17 protein-coding genes are annotated in these 21,400 nt (G+C 42.5%); 8 read left to right on the top strand and 9 right to left on the bottom strand.

Annotated elements, in window-relative coordinates; translation table 11 throughout:
* Positions 1–201: 201 nt before the first annotated feature.
* Entirely contained in the window at positions 202–2,220 is a 2,019-nt protein-coding gene (locus tag CDC37_RS01680; RefSeq protein ID WP_096620193.1) for an ABC transporter ATP-binding protein, read from the bottom strand.
* A gap of 342 nt (positions 2,221–2,562) precedes the next feature.
* On the opposite strand from CDC37_RS01680, the gene CDC37_RS01685 reads away from it, so the two are divergent.
* The 5 genes from CDC37_RS01685 to CDC37_RS24645 all read left to right on the top strand — a co-directional run bounded on the left by CDC37_RS01685 (position 2,563) and on the right by CDC37_RS24645 (position 7,197).
* Positions 2,563–3,321 (top strand): phycocyanobilin:ferredoxin oxidoreductase, encoded by a 759-nt coding sequence (locus CDC37_RS01685; protein ID WP_096620194.1) that lies wholly within the window; start codon positions 2,563–2,565, stop codon positions 3,319–3,321.
* Between the two features lie 1,214 nt (positions 3,322–4,535).
* Positions 4,536–5,105 carry a hypothetical protein gene (locus CDC37_RS01690; RefSeq protein WP_096620195.1) on the top strand — a complete coding sequence of 190 codons (570 nt, stop codon included), beginning with the start codon at positions 4,536–4,538 and terminating at the stop codon, positions 5,103–5,105.
* Positions 5,106–5,505: 400 nt separating this feature from the next.
* A complete protein-coding gene (locus CDC37_RS01695; protein WP_096620196.1) occupies positions 5,506–5,844 on the top strand; it encodes a P-II family nitrogen regulator in 339 nt (112 codons plus the stop codon).
* Positions 5,845–6,295: 451 nt separating this feature from the next.
* Entirely contained in the window at positions 6,296–6,979 is a 684-nt protein-coding gene (locus CDC37_RS01700) for an Hsp20/alpha crystallin family protein (protein ID WP_096620197.1), read from the top strand.
* 41 nt (positions 6,980–7,020) lie between these two features.
* A complete protein-coding gene (locus CDC37_RS24645; protein WP_172892742.1) occupies positions 7,021–7,197 on the top strand; it encodes a hypothetical protein in 177 nt (58 codons plus the stop codon).
* A gap of 514 nt (positions 7,198–7,711) precedes the next feature.
* Here CDC37_RS24645 and CDC37_RS01705 read toward each other — a convergent pair.
* The 3 genes from CDC37_RS01705 to gmd form a co-directional block, all read right to left on the bottom strand.
* Positions 7,712–8,557 carry a 1-acyl-sn-glycerol-3-phosphate acyltransferase gene (locus CDC37_RS01705; protein WP_096620198.1) on the bottom strand — a complete coding sequence of 282 codons (846 nt, stop codon included), beginning with the start codon at positions 8,555–8,557 and terminating at the stop codon, positions 7,712–7,714.
* Between the two features lie 319 nt (positions 8,558–8,876).
* Positions 8,877–9,821, bottom strand: coding sequence for a GDP-L-fucose synthase family protein (locus tag CDC37_RS01710; RefSeq protein WP_096620199.1), 945 nt, complete (start codon positions 9,819–9,821; stop codon positions 8,877–8,879).
* 125 nt (positions 9,822–9,946) lie between these two features.
* Positions 9,947–11,026, bottom strand: a complete 1,080-nt coding sequence (gene gmd, locus CDC37_RS01715) for a GDP-mannose 4,6-dehydratase (RefSeq protein WP_096620200.1) — start codon at positions 11,024–11,026, stop codon at positions 9,947–9,949.
* 361 nt (positions 11,027–11,387) lie between these two features.
* Between gmd and CDC37_RS01720 the strand changes: the two genes are divergently transcribed.
* Positions 11,388–12,449, top strand: coding sequence for an agmatine deiminase family protein (locus CDC37_RS01720; RefSeq protein WP_231943188.1), 1,062 nt, complete (start codon positions 11,388–11,390; stop codon positions 12,447–12,449).
* A gap of 159 nt (positions 12,450–12,608) precedes the next feature.
* Positions 12,609–13,448 carry a nitrilase-related carbon-nitrogen hydrolase gene (locus CDC37_RS01725; RefSeq protein ID WP_096620202.1) on the top strand — a complete coding sequence of 280 codons (840 nt, stop codon included), beginning with the start codon at positions 12,609–12,611 and terminating at the stop codon, positions 13,446–13,448.
* Between the two features lie 346 nt (positions 13,449–13,794).
* Here the strand turns inward: CDC37_RS01725 and CDC37_RS01730 are convergent, their stop codons facing one another.
* The 4 genes from CDC37_RS01730 to CDC37_RS01745 form a co-directional block, all read right to left on the bottom strand.
* Entirely contained in the window at positions 13,795–14,712 is a 918-nt protein-coding gene (locus tag CDC37_RS01730; RefSeq protein ID WP_096625811.1) for a sugar transferase, read from the bottom strand.
* A 39-nt stretch (positions 14,713–14,751) separates the two neighbouring features.
* Complete coding sequence (locus CDC37_RS01735) at positions 14,752–15,960, bottom strand: glycosyltransferase (RefSeq protein ID WP_096620203.1); 1,209 nt, start codon at positions 15,958–15,960, stop codon at positions 14,752–14,754.
* A gap of 313 nt (positions 15,961–16,273) precedes the next feature.
* Positions 16,274–17,242, bottom strand: coding sequence for an adenosylcobinamide-phosphate synthase CbiB (gene cbiB, locus CDC37_RS01740; protein WP_096620204.1), 969 nt, complete (start codon positions 17,240–17,242; stop codon positions 16,274–16,276).
* A gap of 253 nt (positions 17,243–17,495) precedes the next feature.
* Positions 17,496–17,939 (bottom strand): Rrf2 family transcriptional regulator, encoded by a 444-nt coding sequence (locus tag CDC37_RS01745; protein ID WP_096620205.1) that lies wholly within the window; start codon positions 17,937–17,939, stop codon positions 17,496–17,498.
* Between the two features lie 520 nt (positions 17,940–18,459).
* Between CDC37_RS01745 and CDC37_RS01750 the strand changes: the two genes are divergently transcribed.
* Entirely contained in the window at positions 18,460–18,873 is a 414-nt protein-coding gene (locus CDC37_RS01750) for an AbrB family transcriptional regulator (RefSeq protein ID WP_096620206.1), read from the top strand.
* Positions 18,874–19,088: 215 nt separating this feature from the next.
* Here the strand turns inward: CDC37_RS01750 and CDC37_RS01755 are convergent, their stop codons facing one another.
* The gene (locus CDC37_RS01755) at positions 19,089–21,116 is read right to left on the bottom strand and encodes a chloride channel protein (protein WP_096620207.1); all 2,028 of its coding nucleotides are present in this window, start codon (positions 21,114–21,116) and stop codon (positions 19,089–19,091) included.
* Positions 21,117–21,400 lie beyond the last annotated feature (284 nt).

The raw sequence follows: 21,400 nt of genomic DNA on the forward strand, positions 1-21,400 counted from the left end.
ATATAACTCATACAATATACAGAGCCAGTGGGAGTTTATATCCCAAAAAACCCGGTCATTTTGACTGGGTTTTTGGCTGTTTAGATACAGTTAGCTCTCACCGTAAAATGTTTGTAACACATACTCAATATGAGAGGTAGCATTGCTAGGTCTCTACAAAATATCTGTCGCCTTCTTTTTTCAAATTGGTATCACGTTAATTTAATTGCGATCGCGCAATAAATCCTCAATCACCTTGGCTGTAATCCATTCGGGGGACTGGTCGGGGGTTTTATCTCGTTGTGTGCGTAATAATCTTAAGGCAGTTTCCTCGTCACCTTGTAATAATTCGAGTAACTCCCATTCTAATTGCGACAAGGTTTTGAGCCGTTTACTCCTCATCCGTTCGGGACTTCCAGTGGGGATGGAAGCAATTAACTTGCGTGTGTATTCCTGTTGGGGTGTGCGGTAAATACTTTCAGCTTTGCCTTGTTCGACAATTTCCCCCCGATTCATCACCAAAATGCGATCGCTCATAAATTTGACCACACTTAAATCGTGGGAAATAAAAATATAGGTCAAGCCAAATTCCCGTTGTAATTCTTTTAACAAGTTCAAAACCTGGGCTTGGACGGATACGTCTAAGGCAGATACGGACTCATCACATATAATAAATTTGGGATTTAATGCCAAAGCCCTAGCAATACAAATTCTCTGTCGTTGTCCTCCAGAAAATTGATGGGGATAGCGATTAATGGCATCCGCACTTAAACCCACCCGTTCTAGTAGATATGCAACCCGTTCTAAACGCTGTTGACGGGAATTTCCTTGTTTGTGAATTACCATCGGTTCCATGACCGCATCCCCCACCTTCATCCGGGGGTCTAAAGCTGCAAAGGGGTTTTGAAACACAATTTGCATTTCTCGACGCAATTTTTGTAATTCCTGTCCCTTCAAATGGGTAATATCACACTGATCAAAAATAATTTGACCAGCAGTCGGTTCAATCAACCGTAATAATGTCCTCACCAAAGTTGTTTTTCCACAACCCGACTCACCCACCAACCCCAGGGTTTCCCCCTGCTTTATCTCAAAGGAAACATTATTAACCGCCATAAAATAACGCTTTGTTCCCCCAAATACCCCCTTAACTGGATAGGCTACCTGCAAATTCCGCACCTCCACCAAAGCTGGTTGGGAATCTAAATACCGCAAACGCTGTTCAATTTCCCCACTGGAGACTTCAATCGGTTGGTGGGGTTGCTGAGGACGAATCACAATCTCCCCATCCTCCGATTCCTCCACCTGCATATAATCCGACACCGTTAACAGCTTTTCTGGGTGCTTTTCCAAGGTGGGACGACAAGCTACCAATCCCTTCGTATAGGGGTGTTGGGGATTTTGAAAAATATCCACCGCATCCCCATATTCAACTATTTTCCCCCTATACATCACCGCAACTTGATCGGCAATTTCGGCAATTAAACCTAAATCATGGGTAATAAAAATCATTCCCATCTGCCGACGGATTTGTAACTCCCGCATCAATTCAATAATTGTCGCCTGTACAGTTACATCTAGAGCGGTTGTAGGTTCATCCGCAATCAGCAACAACGGATTACAGGAAATCGCCATCGCAATCATCACCCGTTGTAACTGTCCCCCCGAAAGTTGGTGGGGAAAACGATTTAAAATTGACTCCTTGTGCTGATAAATTACTTCCCGTAACTTAGCCTCATCCTGGGGATTTATACCCGTTTGAATATACTCTTGACACAATTGCTCATCAGTTGGTAATAACTTGACCTCCTGCAACCCCGCTAAAGCCTTTTGTTTAGCTTCCCCCGCAGTCACATTTTGATGACGTAAAATAGCCTCCGTCATCTGAAAACCAATTGTGTAGACAGGATTGAGGGAACTCATCGGTTCTTGAAATATCATGGCAATATCCCCACCCCGATACAGCTGCATTTCCTCCGGTGGGAGCGATCGCAAATTAATCGGTTTACTATCCGGTTGGCTAGAAAACAAAATCTCCCCACCACTCACCCGTCCCGGACTTTGCACCAAACCCATCACAGCCAAAGAAGTCACCGACTTTCCACTCCCCGACTCCCCCACAATCCCCAAAGTCTGACCACGACGGACTTGAAAGGAAATACCGTCAACAGCCTTAACGCTTTTACCATCACCTGAAAACTCAACTTGTAAATTCCGTACATCGAGAATCGTGTCTTGCATGGAAGTCGGGTATGAAACTTTACTAAAAATTAACTGAGATTTTAACAAGAGTTTTCTAATATTTGTAGTTTATTTGGAAAATAGTCAGCAAGGAAATAGGGAACAGGGAATGGGGAAAATTGACATCGTAGAGACGTAGCATTGCTACATCTCCCTACGACGATTCTATTTTTCATAAAAATTAATAAAATAAAAATTAATAAAAAATGTAAACAATTATAATTTATGCCGAAATTCAGCAACACCCGTTTAGTGATGTCAAAAGTTCTGTTGCAAAAGGGGATGAATCAGGCTGATAGGAAGTTAGACTGAACTATAGCAGAAATTTTGCCCCTAAAAATTATGTCAGCAAGTTCTTCGATTCCATCTTTACGTCAGCAGCAGCACCCTCTAATTCGTCAATTAGCGGACTCCATTGAAGCCACATGGCAACAAAACCTGGAATTATCACCCTATGATTTACCCGCAGAATTAGGCTATGTGGAAGGTAAATTAGAAGGGGAAAAATTAATTATCGAAAATCGCTGCTACCAAACCCCCCAGTTCCGCAAGATGCATATGGAACTAGCACGGGTGGGAAATATGTTAGATATCCTCCATTGTGTGATGTTTCCCCGTCCTGAATACGATTTACCCATGTTTGGCTGTGACCTAGTGGGAGGACGGGGACAAATCAGTGCAGCGATTGTGGATTTATCTCCCGTTGGTTCCCACCATGTTTTACCAGGTGTTTATACCAGTGCTTTAGCTGCATTACCCACAGTGAATTTTACTCAACCACGGGAATTACCTGCTTGGGGGGATATTTTCTCGGAATTCTGCCTGTTTATTAAACCAGCAAACCTAGAGGAAGAACAATTATTTTTACAACGGGTCGTCGATTATTTAACCATTCATTGTCAAAATGCACGGTCATCCCAACCTGTTCCTCCCCAACAAGCGACGGAAATTCTGGCTGGACAACGCAATTATTGCACAAAACAACAAAAAAATGATAAAACCAGACGGGTATTAGAAAAAGCCTTTGGCTCAAAATGGGCAGAACATTATATGACAACAGTACTATTTGATTTGCCAGAGGAAGTTTCTACCTTGTCATAAAATTTGAATTTAGGCTGTTATAAATAGTTCAATTATCCTCATTGTGAACACAAACCCCATAGAACTCCTATATCTAGCACGCTGATAATCAGAAACTCCCATAAATCGCATAACTAATTGAACTGCTGTTGACAGCTAACAGGTAGCAGTCATCCATCAAAAGTAGTAAATATACAACTCATACCAATTTTAGATGAAGCTGCATATAATTTTTTTGCGTGTCATTGCGTAGCTTGCTTTTTTTGCGGAGGGAGCAGTCCGGAATGAAGTGGAGCGCGGTAATCTCAGCACCTCGTTAACATTGAAGATTATGAGATTGCTTCGTCGTTCCTCCTCGCTTCGGACAAACTGTTATGTACAACTTCACATTAAAACGGTATTAAACCTCGTCCATAATCAAAACCGGAGTTTTAGTCATTGCACTTCTTCACGTAGCGGATCGACCGTAGGGTCGTTAGGTAGACGCGCAGCGACTTCCTGCTTGCGTAGCAATCTCAAGTAATCACGAATGAAAAACAGTTCTCAAAATGGAGACGGTTTAAATGCTCAACAGCTTATATTTCTCTTTTGATTTATTTTTTGATTTATTGCCAGTCGATGGGTGACAAATGAACTTCAAGTTTCTATGAGGTAGAAAGTATCGCATATGCAATAATATTTATGCGCGAGATAGCAGTAATCTGCAATAATTAACTGAAATAGGGTTATATATCACAAAATACATAGCATAGCTCAGTTTAACTAGCAAATACTGGTTTATAGAGTATTTTCTATTATTGAAAGTGTTGTTTTGATAAGTGTAGTATCTGCGACACTGATTAAGGGTGGCTTGGCATTTAAGAAAAATATATTCATATAATTAATAAAAATTTTGAGTTTTTTCCAATGAAGTATTCCCAATTACGGTGATATGCCCTATATCTACCTAGTAGATAATTTAGGACTTAATACACTTTTAGAATCAGATTTTGCTCTCAAAATGGAAAATTAGAATCTCAAAGCTGGATAAAAATAGGACAAATTGAGCTATGGAGTCCTTGACGTACAGGGATTTATCATCCAAAATCTCAAATTGAAAACCTTGAAAACCCTCTACAAAGGTATAAAATTGCCTTTCGGCCTCACAGTAAGCTCTGCGTGTCTACGCCATGATGCAAACTAAGTCCTGTGATTATCACCCACCGAAGCTGAACTAATCCCTATCTAACCCCAGAATGCAAACAGCAACTAACCACATCCCCCAATCTGACTATCCAGCGACAGTTCCACTGTCGGTGTATCGTGATTTAGCGATGGAACTACAAGCCACACAAGCAAGATTACAACAGATAGAAAGGCAAAATCTGCAACTTTTCCAGGAAAATCAGCAACTACGTCAGGAAATTCACAATGTAGTCCAGGCTGTGATGCACTTGCAAAATATCGCAAATAGTGGTAAGGCGACCCCAGGCAATCCCCAACCTCATTATGGGGGGAAAGAAGAATTACCTACATTTAGTCATGCTGGTGGTCAGCAACCAACAAAAACAAAACCTCAAGTGACTAAAGTACCTCGTCCAGTCCAAGCAAAACGGAAATCTCGAAAAAACCCTTCAGTCTACATTCCTCAACCACAACCAGTTTATGTGGAAGAACAGGAGATTAGCTACTACAGTGATTCCGAACCAGAAAAATCAGCCATCCATAGCTGGTGGATGTTGCTAGCGATCGCATTTATTTTAGTCTCTGCCTTTGGTGCTGGCTACTTGGTGGTCAAACCCTTGATTGATAGTCAAACACGCTAATGCCTCAAATTTATAGATGAGTACGTTTGGTTTTTTATTCTAATCTCGTAAATACCGGTAATTTTGGGGATGTTGAAAATATTAAAAAAACTACTCAAAAGTGGTAGATTAGCGAATAATTACGGGATACTCAGATGGAGATAGGAGTTCAACTTAAGCAATGTTTACAATGCACAGATATAGGTTGATAAATTGAAGCAGAGTGGAACTGACTGAAAATCGTGGTTTTATCATCTATTTTCGTGGGGACTGATATTCACCTGTAAGTTAGTTGTCAAAAAACAACCGTACAGGTTGGTTTCTTGCGCAAATAATCTGGTTAGATAGTAAAACAAAGCAAATGACACACCAACACCAATAAACTGGAGTCAAATCAAACTTCAAACTGGAGACTTAAATAATGAGAAAAGTAGAAGCAATTATTCGTCCATTTAAGCTTGATGAAGTGAAAATAGCCCTGGTTAACGCTGGAATTGTGGGGATGACCGTATCTGAAGTCCGTGGTTTTGGACGACAAAAAGGACAAACCGAACGCTACCGGGGTTCTGAATACACGGTAGAATTCTTGCAAAAACTGAAAGTGGAAATCGTTGTCGAAGATAACCAAGTTGATATGGTTGTAGATAAAATTATCTCGGCAGCACGGACGGGAGAAATTGGTGATGGGAAAATCTTCATTTCACCTGTAGAGCAAGTTGTGCGCATTCGTACCGGAGAAAAGAACACAGAAGCAGTTTGACCGGAAATAACAGACACTGTGGTTTAATTCCCCTGAATTTCCCACGAATTATCCTGCGAACAGTTTGCTCGAACGCTGTACCTTAAGGGGAAAAACCTTTCTTTACCCAATGGTACTTTGGTAACTTTCTTTACCCAATGGTACTTTGGTAATTTGTCCTGTCTTGGTTTAAACCGTTTTTAGATACCTCAGTTTATCCTCCAACTCAAGTTAGGGGGATTTTACGATTATTGGGAATGAGGAATTGGTAATTGGATTATTTCCGATTACCTATTTGCCAAAATTCTCCCAAACTGCCGCATTCCGTAATTTTTGGCAATATAAATTAATACTTATTCATATAAAAGAGAGACATCCTCACAATTTCCTCAAAATCTTTTTCTACTTTGATAGTAGAGCCAGGGTTAGGCTCGACATCCAAAAAACTCAAAGCATATTTTGAGGAATAGATATGTCTTTAATACACTGGGAACCGCTCAAAGAACTAAATACCCTCCGTCAACAAATGAATCGGTTGTTTGATGAAATCATGCATCCGGAGTCAACACAGGGGATATTCCCAAAAATGGATAATTTGGCTTGGAATCCAGCCATTGAATTGAAAGAAACAGATCAAGATATTATTTTGAAAATCCAAGTACCAGGGATAGACGCGAAGGATTTGGATATACAAGTCAGCGAAAATGCAGTTGCGATCGCCGGGGAGTATGAGGAGGAGAAAACCAGCGATACAAAAGGTTATTATCGATCTGAATTTAGTTACGGCAAATTTCAACGGATTGTTCCGTTACCAGTAAACGTTAAACAAGAACAGGTTGCAGCCAATATTAAAGATGGAATAGTCACATTGACCATACCCAAAGCAGAAAAATCTCCACGTAATGTGGTGAAAGTGGATTTAAGTGTTCAAGAAAAAGCCAGAGAAGCAATGGCAGAAGAACGCTTACATCAGGAACACTTACAAGCCAATATGCAAGAACGAGCTACAGAAGAATTAGCAAGAAACAATACCGAACATATTGACGAAGCTGCAAGAGCAGCAATGGTGGAAAAGCGTCTACATCAAGAACATTTAGAAGAAACAATGCATACCCGCGCAGCAAAGGAAGTGGGTATTGATCCGGTTGCAAAATAGTTTCCAGTGGCTAAACCCAGAAAAATCAAGAGGACAAAGGTATGACTGACAACACGACGCGGAAAGGTTTTTGGCAAGCAATCATAGAAATTCCTCAAAAAGTGATTAATTTTATTTCTGGAGGTGTGAAGAGAATTTTTACACCCGCAGATGACAACTATCCAGAAGTTGGACCCCAACCCTTTGAAGGAGAACCAGCTGAAAAGAAAAATTACTAGTACCGCGCGGCGTAAATACACCTACCTTTCCCCTCGCTCCCATGCTCCGCGTGGGAGCAGAATCTGCGAGGCTCCTGCTTCGTGAATGAAGGCAGAGCCTTCAACTCACTAAGCGACCACGCGGAGCGTGGTCACTAGATAAAAAGTTAATACTCGGTTTATTTCAGCCAACCTGTACTAGTACTCCATGTCATTAATTTTGATAGGTTAAAAAAGGCACGTAGTTGCGCTAGTCTACGACAACCCTGCGGGTATAGCGTCTTTGTCTTAAAGCTTGTTTGAGGCTAGAGCCGCAACTACAAAACCATCAGAACGTAGGGGAAAGACCACTAGCATTTGAGATTTTGGATTATCCTGCGGGTAAGCGTAGGCAAGTATCATTCCCGTTAGGCTAGGTTTTGAGTATTTTGGCTACACCCTATTTTTCCTCAAGAGCAGCTATTGTTGTACTTTTGATTGATCTGAGACGCGGTATAACTGCGTCTTTAATTTTAGGAGTTTACGTAAGACCTATTTATAGCTTGCTAATGGCAACTAACTTATCTAACTCTGCTTGCATTGTCTCAACTACTAGGTTGTAACACTCATCAACATAAGCGCGATCGCAAGCTGCTTGGTGACCATAGTGGGGAAATTTAATCCCTGGGCAAACATGGGTATAAATCTTACTTGGTAAGGGTATATTGGGTAGTGGACCAATCCCTAACCCCCAGGGTAAACCCAAATAAATCGGAAAAACCTCTGGGTCAAACCCACCTAACCAAGGTATTCCCCAAGAGTTGAGTTGGGCTAAGATGGGGTAAATATCAGCCAACACAAACAAGGTATCATGAGCGCCGACGGAAATGATGGGAATAATCGGTACATTCTCCCGCAAGGCTAACTTAATAAAACCTTTTCTTCCTGCAAAGTAAATCTGATGACGCATCGCATGGGGACGAAACACATCCTGAGCGCCACCAGGGTAAACTAAGACACTAGCCCCACTAGCAAAAGCTGCTCTAGCCATTTTCGGGTGGGCAATAATCGCTCCAGATTTAGCAGCCATTTGACTTATGGGATTATCAACAATCCAGGCTTTAGGATGCATCAACCCGTAAACAGGAGACTCCACACCAAAAATCCGAAACCAGTCATACATCATCATCAGCATGTCTGGTGCAGCTAAACCCCCACTATGGGAACCAACCAGCAATATTTTTTCATTCCGAGGTATATTTTCCCAGCCACTCGCTTGGACACGGAAATAATTTTCGTACAGCCAACCCATAACTGGCAGCATCGACTTAATAAATTCGGGATCGCGTTTCTCTAACGACCATCCAGGCTTTGTTGCATTAGTATTTTGTGGTATTGACATGAATTAACGATATTCCCAACTGCCAATTGCAGGTTTGCTTATCTTAATATAATTCAATAAACCTCGTCTCGGTGGAAAATATTAATTTGGTAGACGCGATATATCGCGTCTCTACCGGATGTATTCAAAACATTTTTTAATTGGTTTTTCCAGCCATAAATCAAAAATAGGACGATTCTTGCTCGTCCCATTGAAAAATTGAGAATGATAAATTAACTAATACTTCTGGTAAGTCAGCAAAAGCTGGGTAAATGTTTACTACTCCCTGCTCCCCATTCCCTACTCCCTAAAAAATTATAAGTTAGTTAACTACCAGATTTTACTGAGCATTTTTGCGCCACCAATCAATCGTATTTTTCAATCCTTCCTCAAACCCAACTTGAGCAGTAAAACCAAATTCTTTTTTAGCTCGTTGAGTATCTAAACAGCGTCGGGGTTGTCCATTAGGTTTATCAGTTTCCCAAATAATTTCCCCGTCAAAATCCATTAACTTACAAATTAAATTAATTAGATCCTTGATAGAAATTTCGTAACCCGTACCCAAATTCACGGGTTCAGAACTATTGTAGAACTGCGTACCCATGACAATTCCCCGTGCAGCATCCTCAGAATAGAGGAACTCGCGGGTAGGACTACCATCTCCCCAAACCGGGAGTTGTTTATCACCCCGCACCTGAGCTTCATGGACTTTACGAATTAAAGCGGGAATTACGTGGGAACTGCGAGGATCGAAATTATCTTCTGGACCATACAGATTCACCGGTAGCAAATAGATACCGTTACACCCGTACTGTTGACGGTAGGATTGGAGTTGAACCAGCAACGCCTTTTTGGCAATACCGTAGGGTGCATTAGTTTCCTCTGGATAACCATTCCAGATGTCATCTTCCTTAAACGGAACCGGAGTAAACTTGGGGTAGGCGCAGATAGTCCCGACACAAACAAACTTTTCCACACCCGTTTCGTAAGCAGCATGGATCAATTGAGCTCCCATCATCAAGTTGTCGTAGAACAACTCTGCGGGTTTTTCGCGATTTAAACCGATACCACCCACATGGGCTGCCAAGTGAATGATAACATCCTGCTGGTCAGCAGCCCGTTGACAGTTCTCCATTTTCCGCAAATCACAATCACGCGATCGCACAATTGTAATTTTATCTCTGGTTGCACCCGCCTGACATAATTGCTCAATCACTTGGCGACCTAAAAATCCAGCCCCTCCAGTGACGAGAATTCGTTTGTCTTGTAGTTGTAAGGCGCTCATGGTTTCATATATTCCTTATTGTCGGTATCTAAAAATAATTAGTAATTCGTCATTGATAATTCGTAATTACGTAGGCTATTACGAATTACTAATTACGAACTACGAATTACAAACTACGAATTAGCTTAAAAATGCAACACACCCAACTCTTGACGCACCATCGCATTATCTTTCACCACATCAGCCAGTTTATTATTCGGCGATGATAAACCTAATGCCCGTAAATCCGCTTCTACCATCAGAGCGACAAGTTGTTCAAATGTTACCGATGGTGTCCAACCCAATTTTTGTCTGGCTTTAGTCGCATCACCAATCAATAAGTCAACCTCCGCAGGACGTAAATAACGCTCGTCGAATTCGACATAATCTTGCCAATTCAAGTTCACATAATTAAAGGCTAAATCCAAAAATTCCCGCACAGTGTGGGTTTCGCCTGTCGCAATCACGTAATCGTCTGGCTCATCTTGCTGCAACATTAACCACATTGCCCTGACGTAATCCTTGGCATAACCCCAATCACGCTTGGCATCCAGATTACCCATGTAAAGTTTATTCTGTCTACCAGCGACAATTCGAGCTACAGCCATCGTAATTTTGCGGGTAACGAAGGTTTCCCCACGACGAGGTGATTCGTGGTTAAACAAAATTCCATTACAAGCAAACAAATTATAGGATTCACGGTAATTAACGGTTTGCCAGTGACCGTAAACTTTTGCACAAGCGTAGGGACTACGGGGATAAAAGGGAGTATCTTCTTTTTGGGGTACTGCCTGCACCAAACCAAACATCTCCGAAGAACCTGCTTGATAGAAACGGACTTGAATTCCTGTACGCTGCTGGTAATCACGGATAGCTTCTAGGAGCCTTAATACTCCCATGCCGACGGAATCTACTGTATATTCAGGGGAATCAAAGCTAACACGCACATGGGACTGGGCACCAAGATTATAAATTTCTACAGGCTGAACTTCTTCTAAAATTCGACGCAGGGTAGTACCATCGGTCAAGTCACCATAATGTAAAAATAAACGGGCACCCTCCTTATGGGGGTCTTCGTAAACGTGATCAATCCGATCGGTGTTAAATGTGGAGGTACGACGAATAATACCGTGGACTTCGTACCCTTGTTCTAATAAAAATTCACTTAAATAGGAACCATCTTGACCAGTGATACCAGTAATCAGCGCTCGCTTTTTTTGCGTCATGCTAAATATTCCTTGTAGTGTTAATGAAGAATTATAGACACATGCAACCTGGTATAAGTTAGCAAGCAAAGGCTTGATTTCCCAATCGAAAAACTACTAGTATTGGTAGCCTGCCTTGACTGGGTTGGTAAATCCACTTACGGGAAATGTCTATATTTGCTCAACCCATACTAGCCTAACTGTCAGGAATGTTCCCACCCTGGGCAAAGTCGCTGATTTTGATTAAAAATTAAATTATTACTGTAAATTGTGAAGATTGCATAAATTTATGCGTTTTTTTGCAAAGGGAAATTAAGTTGCTCGTCCTAGTCTGTGTGGTAATATGTCACGGTTTAATCTGAATCTGGGATAATGTTTGCCGATGCCAAGGCTGAATGGTAATGCGAAGGAGCAAGGCTTTTATATGCCGGCTCAATGGATGCCCCACCAATTAACAATACTGGCTTTCCCCTTCCAGGAAGAGGAGTGGCAAGGTGGATTGCTCCCGGTGCGACGGGAATTTATGGGTTTTTTGCAGCAAATTGTGGTAGATGAACCTGTACTGTTGATTGTCGCTCCGGGGGAAGAGGCTAGTTTTACCGAGCTTCAAGGAGCTTTGCAGTTGGACTTGGCCCATGCAGGGAATCTACGTGTAGTCACTTTACCCCTGAATGATGTGTGGATGCGCGACATTGCTCCGATTCACCTCATCAGTAAAAATACTCAGCAATTAATCGCTGTCAAGTGGCAGTTTAATGGTTGGGGTGGTAAGTTTTCCCATCATCATGACAGCGAAGTTGGTTATCAACTGATGGAACTTACGGGTGTCAGTAATTTTTTTGATGTACCGATTATTTTAGAGGGGGGAGCAGTGGAGGTGGACGGTAGGGGTAATGGAATGACAACTCGCTCCTGTTTGTTAAATCCCAATCGTTCGGGATTGGATGAAGGGGAATTCAGCCAAATTATCAAAGATTATTTTGGGTTGGAAAAACTAGTGTGGTTGGATCAGGGGTTGGTTGGTGATCACACGGATGGTCATATTGATATGGTTGCCCGTTTTACCCCTAGTGGTCATATTTTGATTAATCACACGGAGAACCCGCACAATCCCCATTATCAAGTGTTACAGGAAAATTATCAGCAGTTAAGCCGGGAGTTCGATGGGAGTTGTTTGCTTTGTCTTCCCTTACCGGAGCAAACCATTGAATTTGCTGTGGATGGAGATTTCACTGAATTAAGTTGTGCCAATTATGCCAACTTTTATACTACAAGCCGTAGCGTCATTGTACCTGCTTTTGCTGACCCGGCGGATGAAGTGGCACACCAAATTATTAGCGGTTGCTTCCCTAACCATCAGGTGGTAAGTTTGCCAGCGAGGTCGATTTTGCAGTATGGGGGGGGTATTTTCAACTGTTTGGCGCAGCAAGTACCCCAGGGATAATAGTCTGTCAAAATCAAATGGGTGTTTATTTACATTTTGTATTCAAACCACAATCATGGTAGAAACGTAGCAGTGCTACATCTTTACTACATAAAAATCACAAAGGGATTCCCAATCCAACATCTAAAATCCAAAATCCAACTCAGGGTATAACGACAAATGAAGTTAGGAATCATACAAAGCTCCTTTGCTCCAAAAACCGAGGATAATGTCGCCAAAATGACCATTGCCATTAGAAAAGCAGCCCAGGAAGGAGCGCAGGTGATTTTGATGCCGGAACTGTTTGCCAATCATTATTTTCCCCAAAGGGAGCGAGGGGAATACTTTGCCTTGGCTCAACCCCGGGATGACCATTCCTTTCTGGGGGTATTCCAGGAATTAGCAGCCGAATTACAAGTTGTCCTACCTGTGAGTTTTTTTGAACGCGATCGCACTGCTTATTTCAATAGCGTGGTGGTGTTTGATGCGGATGGCAAGGATTTAGGTGTTTACCGTAAGGCTCATATTCCCGATGGTCCCTGGTATGAGGAAAAGTACTATTTCGCACCGGGAGATACGGGATTTCGCTGTTATGATACCCGCTACGGCAAGATTGGGGTGGCCATCTGTTGGGATCAATGGTTTCCAGAATGTGCTAGGGCAATGGCGTTAATGGGGGCTGGTTTGCTGTTGTATCCTTCAGCAATTGGTTCGGAGCCAGAGGAAGCGGGTGCAATTAATACCAGTGCCCTGTGGCGACGGGTAATGGTGGGACACGCAGTGGCTAATTCGGTATATATTGGAGCCGCAAATCGAGTCGGTCAGGAGGGGGAAATGGACTTTTATGGTACTTCCTTTATTGCTGATTACCGAGGTGAGATTATTGCCGATGGGGGTGGAGAGGATAACTGTATAATTACGGCGGAATTGGATTTTCATGCCCAGGGAGAATTTCAGGCGGAGATGGGTTTTTTCCGCGATCGCCGTCCAGATTTGTATGGTTCCCTCCTCGGTCGTTAGGTTATGGGATTTGGGATTTTAGATTTTGGATTACTCTAACGTCGGATCAACTGTAAAAGTCTTTTCATGAAGGTAGGGAGTAGGCAGTACAGACGCGACATGTGCGTCTATACAGGAATAGTTTAAACCCTACGGATTCCACTTTTCACAAGACCCAAAAAATTACAAATGCCAGGTTTTTATGCCTGACATAACCTATCGCTAGAAGGAATAATATCATGTCCGCTGACCACAGATAAACTCACCTAATTGCCGTTAAGGGTTCCTGTAGGGTAGCCGTGAAGACACCAAGGTTTCAAGTAAGTTTTGATTATGGTCATACTACCGAACATGACATGATACGCATCTAATAAGCTCCGTTATTTTTGGGAATTAGCACCACACCAATGGTTTTGATCACAATCTGGAGGTCGAGGAGAAAGGTCCGAAACCGGGTGTAATGCAAATCAATTTGGACTCGACGGGGGTAGGGAATGTCGTTTCGTCCAGAAACCTGCCATAGACCAGTAATACCGGGTCGATAGGTCAAAATTTCATCGATATGATGACCATATTTCGGTAACTCCTCCGGGACAAGGGGACGAGCTCCGACTACGCTCATATCCCCCTTCAGGACATTCCAGAATTGGGGAAATTCATCAAGGCTAGTAATTCGCAAAAATCGACCGATAGGCGTGATGCGAGGGTCTTGCTTGAGCTTAAAACAATCTTCAAACTCAGCCCGTAAGTGGGGGCAATTTTCCATCATTTCCGATAGGACTGCATCCGCGTTACAAACCATTGTCCGAAATTTGATGCAATTGAAGCGCCGATGATTTTTGCCAACCCGCTCTTGGACATAAAAAATTGGTCCAGGGGAACTGAGGGCAATAATCAGGGCAATGATGAGGTAAACGGGGGAAAAAACCACCAGTACGAACAACGAAAAAACAATGTCAAATAATCTTTTAGCAAACTCTCCGTTAATGTCTGGAAACGCCGGATGTTTCGGTACAAGCTTGAGATTTGAGAGAGCTTGTCCTTGTTTCCAATTGGCAGGGGACATTCCTATCCAAAGTGGTTTTTGCCACCGCGCCATTCTTCGGTACGTTAACACACGTCGGATTGAGGGCAAACGCCTATTGCCCGATTTTGCTCGTGTTAACGACTGACTAGCGCTACCTTGGTTAAATCCACCTTTGTCCGTAACAGTACTACGATCAGCCGTACTGTTAGGCTGCTTCGGGAATCGTTTACCGGAGAGGAGCGAACTCTGAGCAGTCATCATACTCCTTATTTATCCACACCACACATAGTCCCAATCTTAAGCTTTTTTGCGGATGCTGTTGCATCCATTATTCTGGGAAAGCATTGCAAAAGAGCCGGAGAAAGGGAATTTTTGTTGTTTTTGTTTGCATTTATCTACATATTCAAGATAATTGCGCGCAAAACATGAAGCATCAAATTGGACTGCGTGCGATCGCGCATATTCTGGATCGAATTGATGGCGATGGGCTTCAAACAGTTCTACCGCTTCAATTAAAGCGGCTTCTGTCTGTTCGCTGAATAATATACCTGTCCCGGTATGGGGGGGGGAGTAGCGCAAATCACGAACTGTCTCGGCTGCACCACCAACTCCGTAGGCAATCACCGGTGTTCCCGATGCTTGGGCTTCCACCAAGGCAATACCAAAATCTTCACAAGCTGCATAAACAAAGGCTTTGGCTTTACCCATGTACTGCTTGACCACCTCATCTGGTTGCCACCCCATGATTTGGATATTAGATTTGGCGATGCTACGGATTTTTCCCATCTCAGGACCAGTACCAATTATTACCAATGGTTTTTGATTTTGATTAAAGGCATTGACTATTAAAGATACTTGCTTATAACTCACTAACCGGGAGACGGTGAGATAAAACTCTTCTTTTTCCTCCACTAATGGAAATTTATCCACTTGTACGGGTGGATAAATTACCTCAGCGTGACGATGATAACAACGCCAAATTCGCCTGCGGGTATGCTGGGAATTGGCTATAAAATAATCGACACGATTCGCCGACACAACATCCCATTGGCGTAATTGATGTAGTAACATACGCACAAACCATCCTGGTACACCCCTACCGATTCGACTAGCCTTGAGGTAATCAAACGTTAAATCCCACGCATAACGCATGGGACTATGGCAATAACAAATATGTAGTTGGTCTGGCGTTGTTAACAACCCTTTGGCTACAGCATGGGAGGAGGATAAAATCACCTCATACTGCCGTAAATCCAATTGTTCTATGGCCAAAGGTAATAAAGGCAAGTATTTTTGTACGCCTTGACGAGCGCCGGGAAAATGTTGAAGAAAAGTAGTACCAATTGTCTTTTGATAGAGATAACTATCCGGATTAGTTGATTCAAAGTCGATCAGCGCGTACAAATCCGCATCGATATGATTCAGAATCTCACGCACGACGAGTTCTGAACCACCAGTGGCTTTAGGAGTAAGCCATTCATGTACTAAGGCATAATTTGAGGGCACTGTCAGTTAAAAATCATAAGAAAACACGTAGATCAAGTTTATGACATGATCGGAAATTGTTTCCTGCTGTCAAGAATATCCGGGAACATTCCCTTGCTTTTTGGTGACGTTTTCCTTTTGTGGGAGGTTCCGGTTATGCGAAGGAGGGTTTAGGGACTTACTACAGCATTTCGTAGATCAGTGACGAAATAAACAACCTAATCGGTAAAACTTTGGGAGACTCAATGACGCTACGAACTTTATGCAAAGCTGTACTTACCAAAATGATGGGATTGTTGGGTGTGCATAGATGGGATGATTTTGCTGGGATTTCCTACTTCCTACTCCCCACTCCCCAAATTACTAGTAATCCCAGCCAAACCAAAACACATGTGCGAGTCAAATCTAAAGCTTGATTGATGACATCACTGGTAATTGGTCGGAGATTATCACCTAATAGTGGTTTTTCCTTGACTACACCGCGATAGGTATTTTTACCACCAACTTGTACCCCTAAAATGGCTGCGTAGACACATTCACTCCATCCCGAATTGGGACTGGGGTCATTGGGTGCATCCCGTTGACAGATTCGCCATACCTGTAGAGGTCGCAATGAAATTAAACCTAAAGTTAGGACTGTGAAGCGACAGGGAAGCCAAGTGAAAAAATCTTCCAGTTTGGCGCTAAAGGTTCCGAGATAGGTGTAGGGTGGTTGGCGATAGCCGATCATTGAATCTAGGGTACTACTAGCCTTATAGGCAAACGCCATCGGTACAGCGCCAATAGTAGGAATAAATAAACCAACGATGGCATAAAATAGGGGAGCCGTAACCCCATCGGTGGCATTTTCCGTCACTGTTTCTAAAACTGCACGATAAATCTCAGCAGATGACAGATTTTCCGTGTCTCGTCCTACATATTGACTCAAAATAGTTCGTGCTTGGTCAATATCGCCAGCAATTAAAGGTGAGATTACCAGGTTCGCGGCATTTCGTAAACCTTTACCAGCAAAACAACTTGCCAACATTACACTTTCAATAAATATGCCGCAACGGGGATGGAGTTGATGGGCAATTCTGGTTATACCTAGACTGATTAGCAGACTACCGATAATCACAATTAAGCCAAGTAAAATCCCGGCAATTCTTTGAGTTAATGGAGTTTGGCAATATTTAAATGCCAACTGACTTAACTGAGAAATAAACCATCCCATCACCTGGACGGGGTGTAACCAACCAATGGGGTCAGCAATCAAATAGTCTAGAATTGCGGCAATAACAACAACTAGAACCCCATAACTCATTAACAACCCTACCTAATATGATTTTGGATTTTGGATTACTCTTTGTCAGGAGTGTACACCGCAACAACCCTACCTAATACGATTTGGGATTAATCTTTGTCAGGAGTGTACACTGCAAGGCGTTGTTGCAGAAAACACTGCACTATGTGCGTCCATGAATTGTGGATTTGGAATTGGGAAACCATTGTTGTATCAGAGTTTCATCTTTCCATCTTTTCCATTCTTTTTTGAAATTGGTATAGTCTTGCTGAATTTAAATAATAAAACTTGCCTCTTCTCCCAGGGATGCTTGCCAACTACGGGCATCATAATAAAGGTCAGCCAGAGTAATATTATATAGTGCTTCCTTTAATTTTTGATTTAAACGTCGCCACAGGGATAGCGTCACCCAATCCTCAGCATGGTGAGGAAGGTGAGACATTTGGGGAATGTGACTAATATTTTCACCCACCGCTTCCAATATTTCCCCAATTGTGATTTGGGATGGAGGTTTAGCTAACAGATAACCACCAACACTACCACGGATAGATTTTACCAATCCCGCACGTCGCATTTCGATTAATAGCTTCTCTAGGTAAGGAGCAGGAATATCCTGACGAGTTGCGATCGCTTTTGTTGTCACTGGTACACCGGGAACCTGTAAACTCAAATCTAATAGGGCTTTGACACTGTAATGTCCCTTGGTTGTTAATTTCATTGACTAAAAAATAACTGAATTGTGCCATCTTTCTAAAGTAGCAATCAAAATCATCTGCCGACTAACCCCGAGGGACGACCCATCGGCTAGAGACGACCCGATGGGTCGTCTCTAGATTTTCTGAATTCAATAGATAGATTCAATCGCCCAACCAGATTCCTATAACCTTCTTTGCTTTTTGTAATTGAACTTAAACAACGAACCATAGAGTTATCTCCCAAACAATGGGAAATACCAGATTACAACTTAAATATTCCACCCAACTCCCTACCCCCAAGACCCAAATCTCAACAGCTAGATTCAAAAATCAAACCAGACTTCTAGATGATAATTGGCTGATGGAATCTAACTGTAAAATTTTCCGAAAAAAAATACCAATTGGGCAACATTTTTACCTACTTGTGTAATATACTTGGCTAGGTTGATCTAAAAATAAAACTGCCAATGCTCACCTTAGCAAATCATCAGTTAAAATAAAATCGATTCAACCAATTACATCTTTAATGGACAATTGAAGTTGATGGCTAAACAGAAAAAAATTGAACCCCTAGTCGGTGAAGAATTACTCAAGAAAGTCAAAGAGCTAGAATCCTTGAGTAAGGAAGAAAAAGCGAAACAGTGTGGCTACTATACCGTCACCAAAAACGGTATTGAGCGCGTCAATATGATGAAATTCTTGAATGCCTTGATTGATGCTGAGGGCATTCAATTAGATACTTCTGGAGGGGCAAATGGACGCGGTGGTCGTAGTGCCAGCTACCGCATCAGCGTCCAATCTAATGGCAATTTGCTGATTGGTTCTGCCTATACAAAACAGATGGGTCTTCACCCCGGCGATGAGTTTATCATTACCCTTGGCAAAAAACATATTCGCCTCAGACAGGTAGACTCTGAGGAACGGGAAGACGACGAAACTGTTGAAGCAACTGCTTAATCTTGAAGCAATTATGTAGGTCATGAGTCATTAGTCGCTTGGACTATTGACTTAATGGCTAATTATACCTAACTTATAACTTTTGAATGCTGTCTAGTTGTTTGTAATTCAATTAGCAAGCAACAATCCATTATCTCGATTTTCGAGTGGTACAACTCAGTTCAGCTGACTGCATTGTCAGATGTAGAAGAGAGATTTAATTAGTATTGAGTTCGTCAATTGTTATCCAAGCTGGGAGTTGGATTTGGCTGTAGGACTAAATTCGTAGCTTCTAGTTCTGGAACATGTATATCTATTCTTGGCTCGGCTAGATTCGTTTTCTCCACTGCTTGATATTCAAGTTGGGTTAGGGGGGGGTTTTGATGTTCATTTTCGAGAACAACAACTGGAAAATTTGCTAAAAGATTACGGGTAAGGGTCAAATTACACGCAAGGGGTATTTGGCTGCGTTCAAGTAGGCCTAAAATCGATTCATGGTGGTTACGCTTCACAACAGGTAGCTGGTGTAAACCACGTAATGTCATGCGATTTAATGCCTCGAACAGGGATTCATCACTATAGGCATAAATAATTTCAGTTGTGCAAATATCTTTGAGGATGGGAATGGATGGAGGTTGGGGATTTTCCTGCCAGATTGTCAGATAACGGTTAATATCTTCCAAAGAGATAATTCCAATTAATTGTTTTTGCTCATCAATAACTAATGCACTGCGAATTCGCGATCGCGACATTTCTACAGCCGTTTCCAGGATATTCATCGTTGCGGGTAAAATCATCGGGTTAGTCTGCATCGCTTGAGCGACAGTAATTTGATGAATTATTTCCGCATGGTCATCCCCCAATTCCGATAAACCGATTTGCTGTAAGTTGCTATTGGCATCAGTGCGGGGTTTGATTGTCTCAACCAACCAAAAACTCAACCCCACCGCTGCCATTAAGGGTAAAACAATGCGATAATCATGGGTTAGCTCAAACAATAGGAGGATGGATGTCAACGGTGCGCGGACGCTAGCAGCTAAAACCGCAGCCATCCCGACCATTGCGTAGGCTGGCGGTGCTGCCATATACATCGATACTTGTGGTATGAGTAGATGTATCACTTTCGCATAAAAAACACCCAAGGTCGCACCTAAAAACATCGCTGGTGCAAATACTCCCCCCACAAATCCACTACCAGCACTAATGGCTGTCATGAGTAATTTACAAATTAGTAATCCAGCCAATAATTGCCAAGACATATCCATACCTTGCAACATTGCCTGAATTGTGCTGTAGCCAATACCTAAAATTTGGGGGAACTGTAGAGCCACCACCCCAACAATTACACCCCCCAGGGTTGGATGAAAATAGCGGGGAATGCGTCCCAACCAACTCAAATAGCTCACCTTTCCGGCAAAACTTGCCTTAGCGAATTTCAATGCTTGGGTATAGGCCAAGGATACCTGACTCGCAGCTAATCCCAAGCCCAAGTACAGAGGTAACTCCAGTAAACCACGGGTTTGGTAGGCGGTGAGGGCAAATGCGGGTTGGGAACCCAAGCCAATTTGGGCAATTAAGGCAGCTAAAACTGCTGCCAATACCACCACACTGACGGCAGAGGTTGCCAAAGATGTCGCACCTAATACCACTTCCAGGGCAAAAAACACCCCAGCAATGGGAGCATTAAAACCAGCAGCGAGACCAGCTGCTGCTCCAGCTCCTAACAATAAACGCTGTCGTTCACGGGATACTTTTAAAATTTGGGACAGTAACATGCCAAAATTAGCCCCTATTTCCACACTTGGACCTTCCGGACCAAGGGACGCACCACTACCGAGGGAAAAAGCAGCTGCAACCATTTTCATCACGGGACGCAGGGGTCGTTGGAGGGAATTCCCCTGGGATACGGCAATCAGTGAAGATAAACTCGGGCCAAAATCTTGACTCCGCCAGCGCATCAAACCTACGGCGATACCACCGATGACGGGTACAACCGCCAAAGTCCACATACCCCATCCGCCAATCACTAGCAAAAGCTGCTCGTACAGGGTATAACTGAAAAGTTGGATCAAATAGTGAAACGTGACAACCCCCATTCCTGTGCTACTGCCAATAATTACCCCTAAAACTAGTACAACAGTTTCTGGAGAAATTTGGACACGATTGAGGAAATGGGTTAGGGACGCAAAAACTGAGTCAAGAGGAGGAGAATTGCGAATTTGCTGATTCGACTTCCTGAATTTATCTGGAGGCAAGGTATTCATTAGTGGTGCAAAGTGGTGTGTCCCCAAGGGAATGCTATTCTTTATTTTCAGTTATGGCTTGACTGTTCGACAACTACAAATCCCCAAGCAATATTTATTGTTGCAATTTACTAAGCTTTTGTAAAAAAATATCCAACAGCAGCATTTTGATGATGAAAGTGTTTTAATGAAAGTGAATTACTAATATAGAGTGCAGCTATCTTTGGTCAGTATTTACCCGAATGTGATTAGCACTTTATTTTTCAGATTATTCTTTTTCAACTGGGAAATTGACAACTGTTTTG

It is taken from the genome of Calothrix sp. NIES-3974 (assembly GCF_002368395.1).
In the GTDB taxonomy this organism is placed as follows: domain Bacteria; phylum Cyanobacteriota; class Cyanobacteriia; order Cyanobacteriales; family Nostocaceae; genus NIES-3974.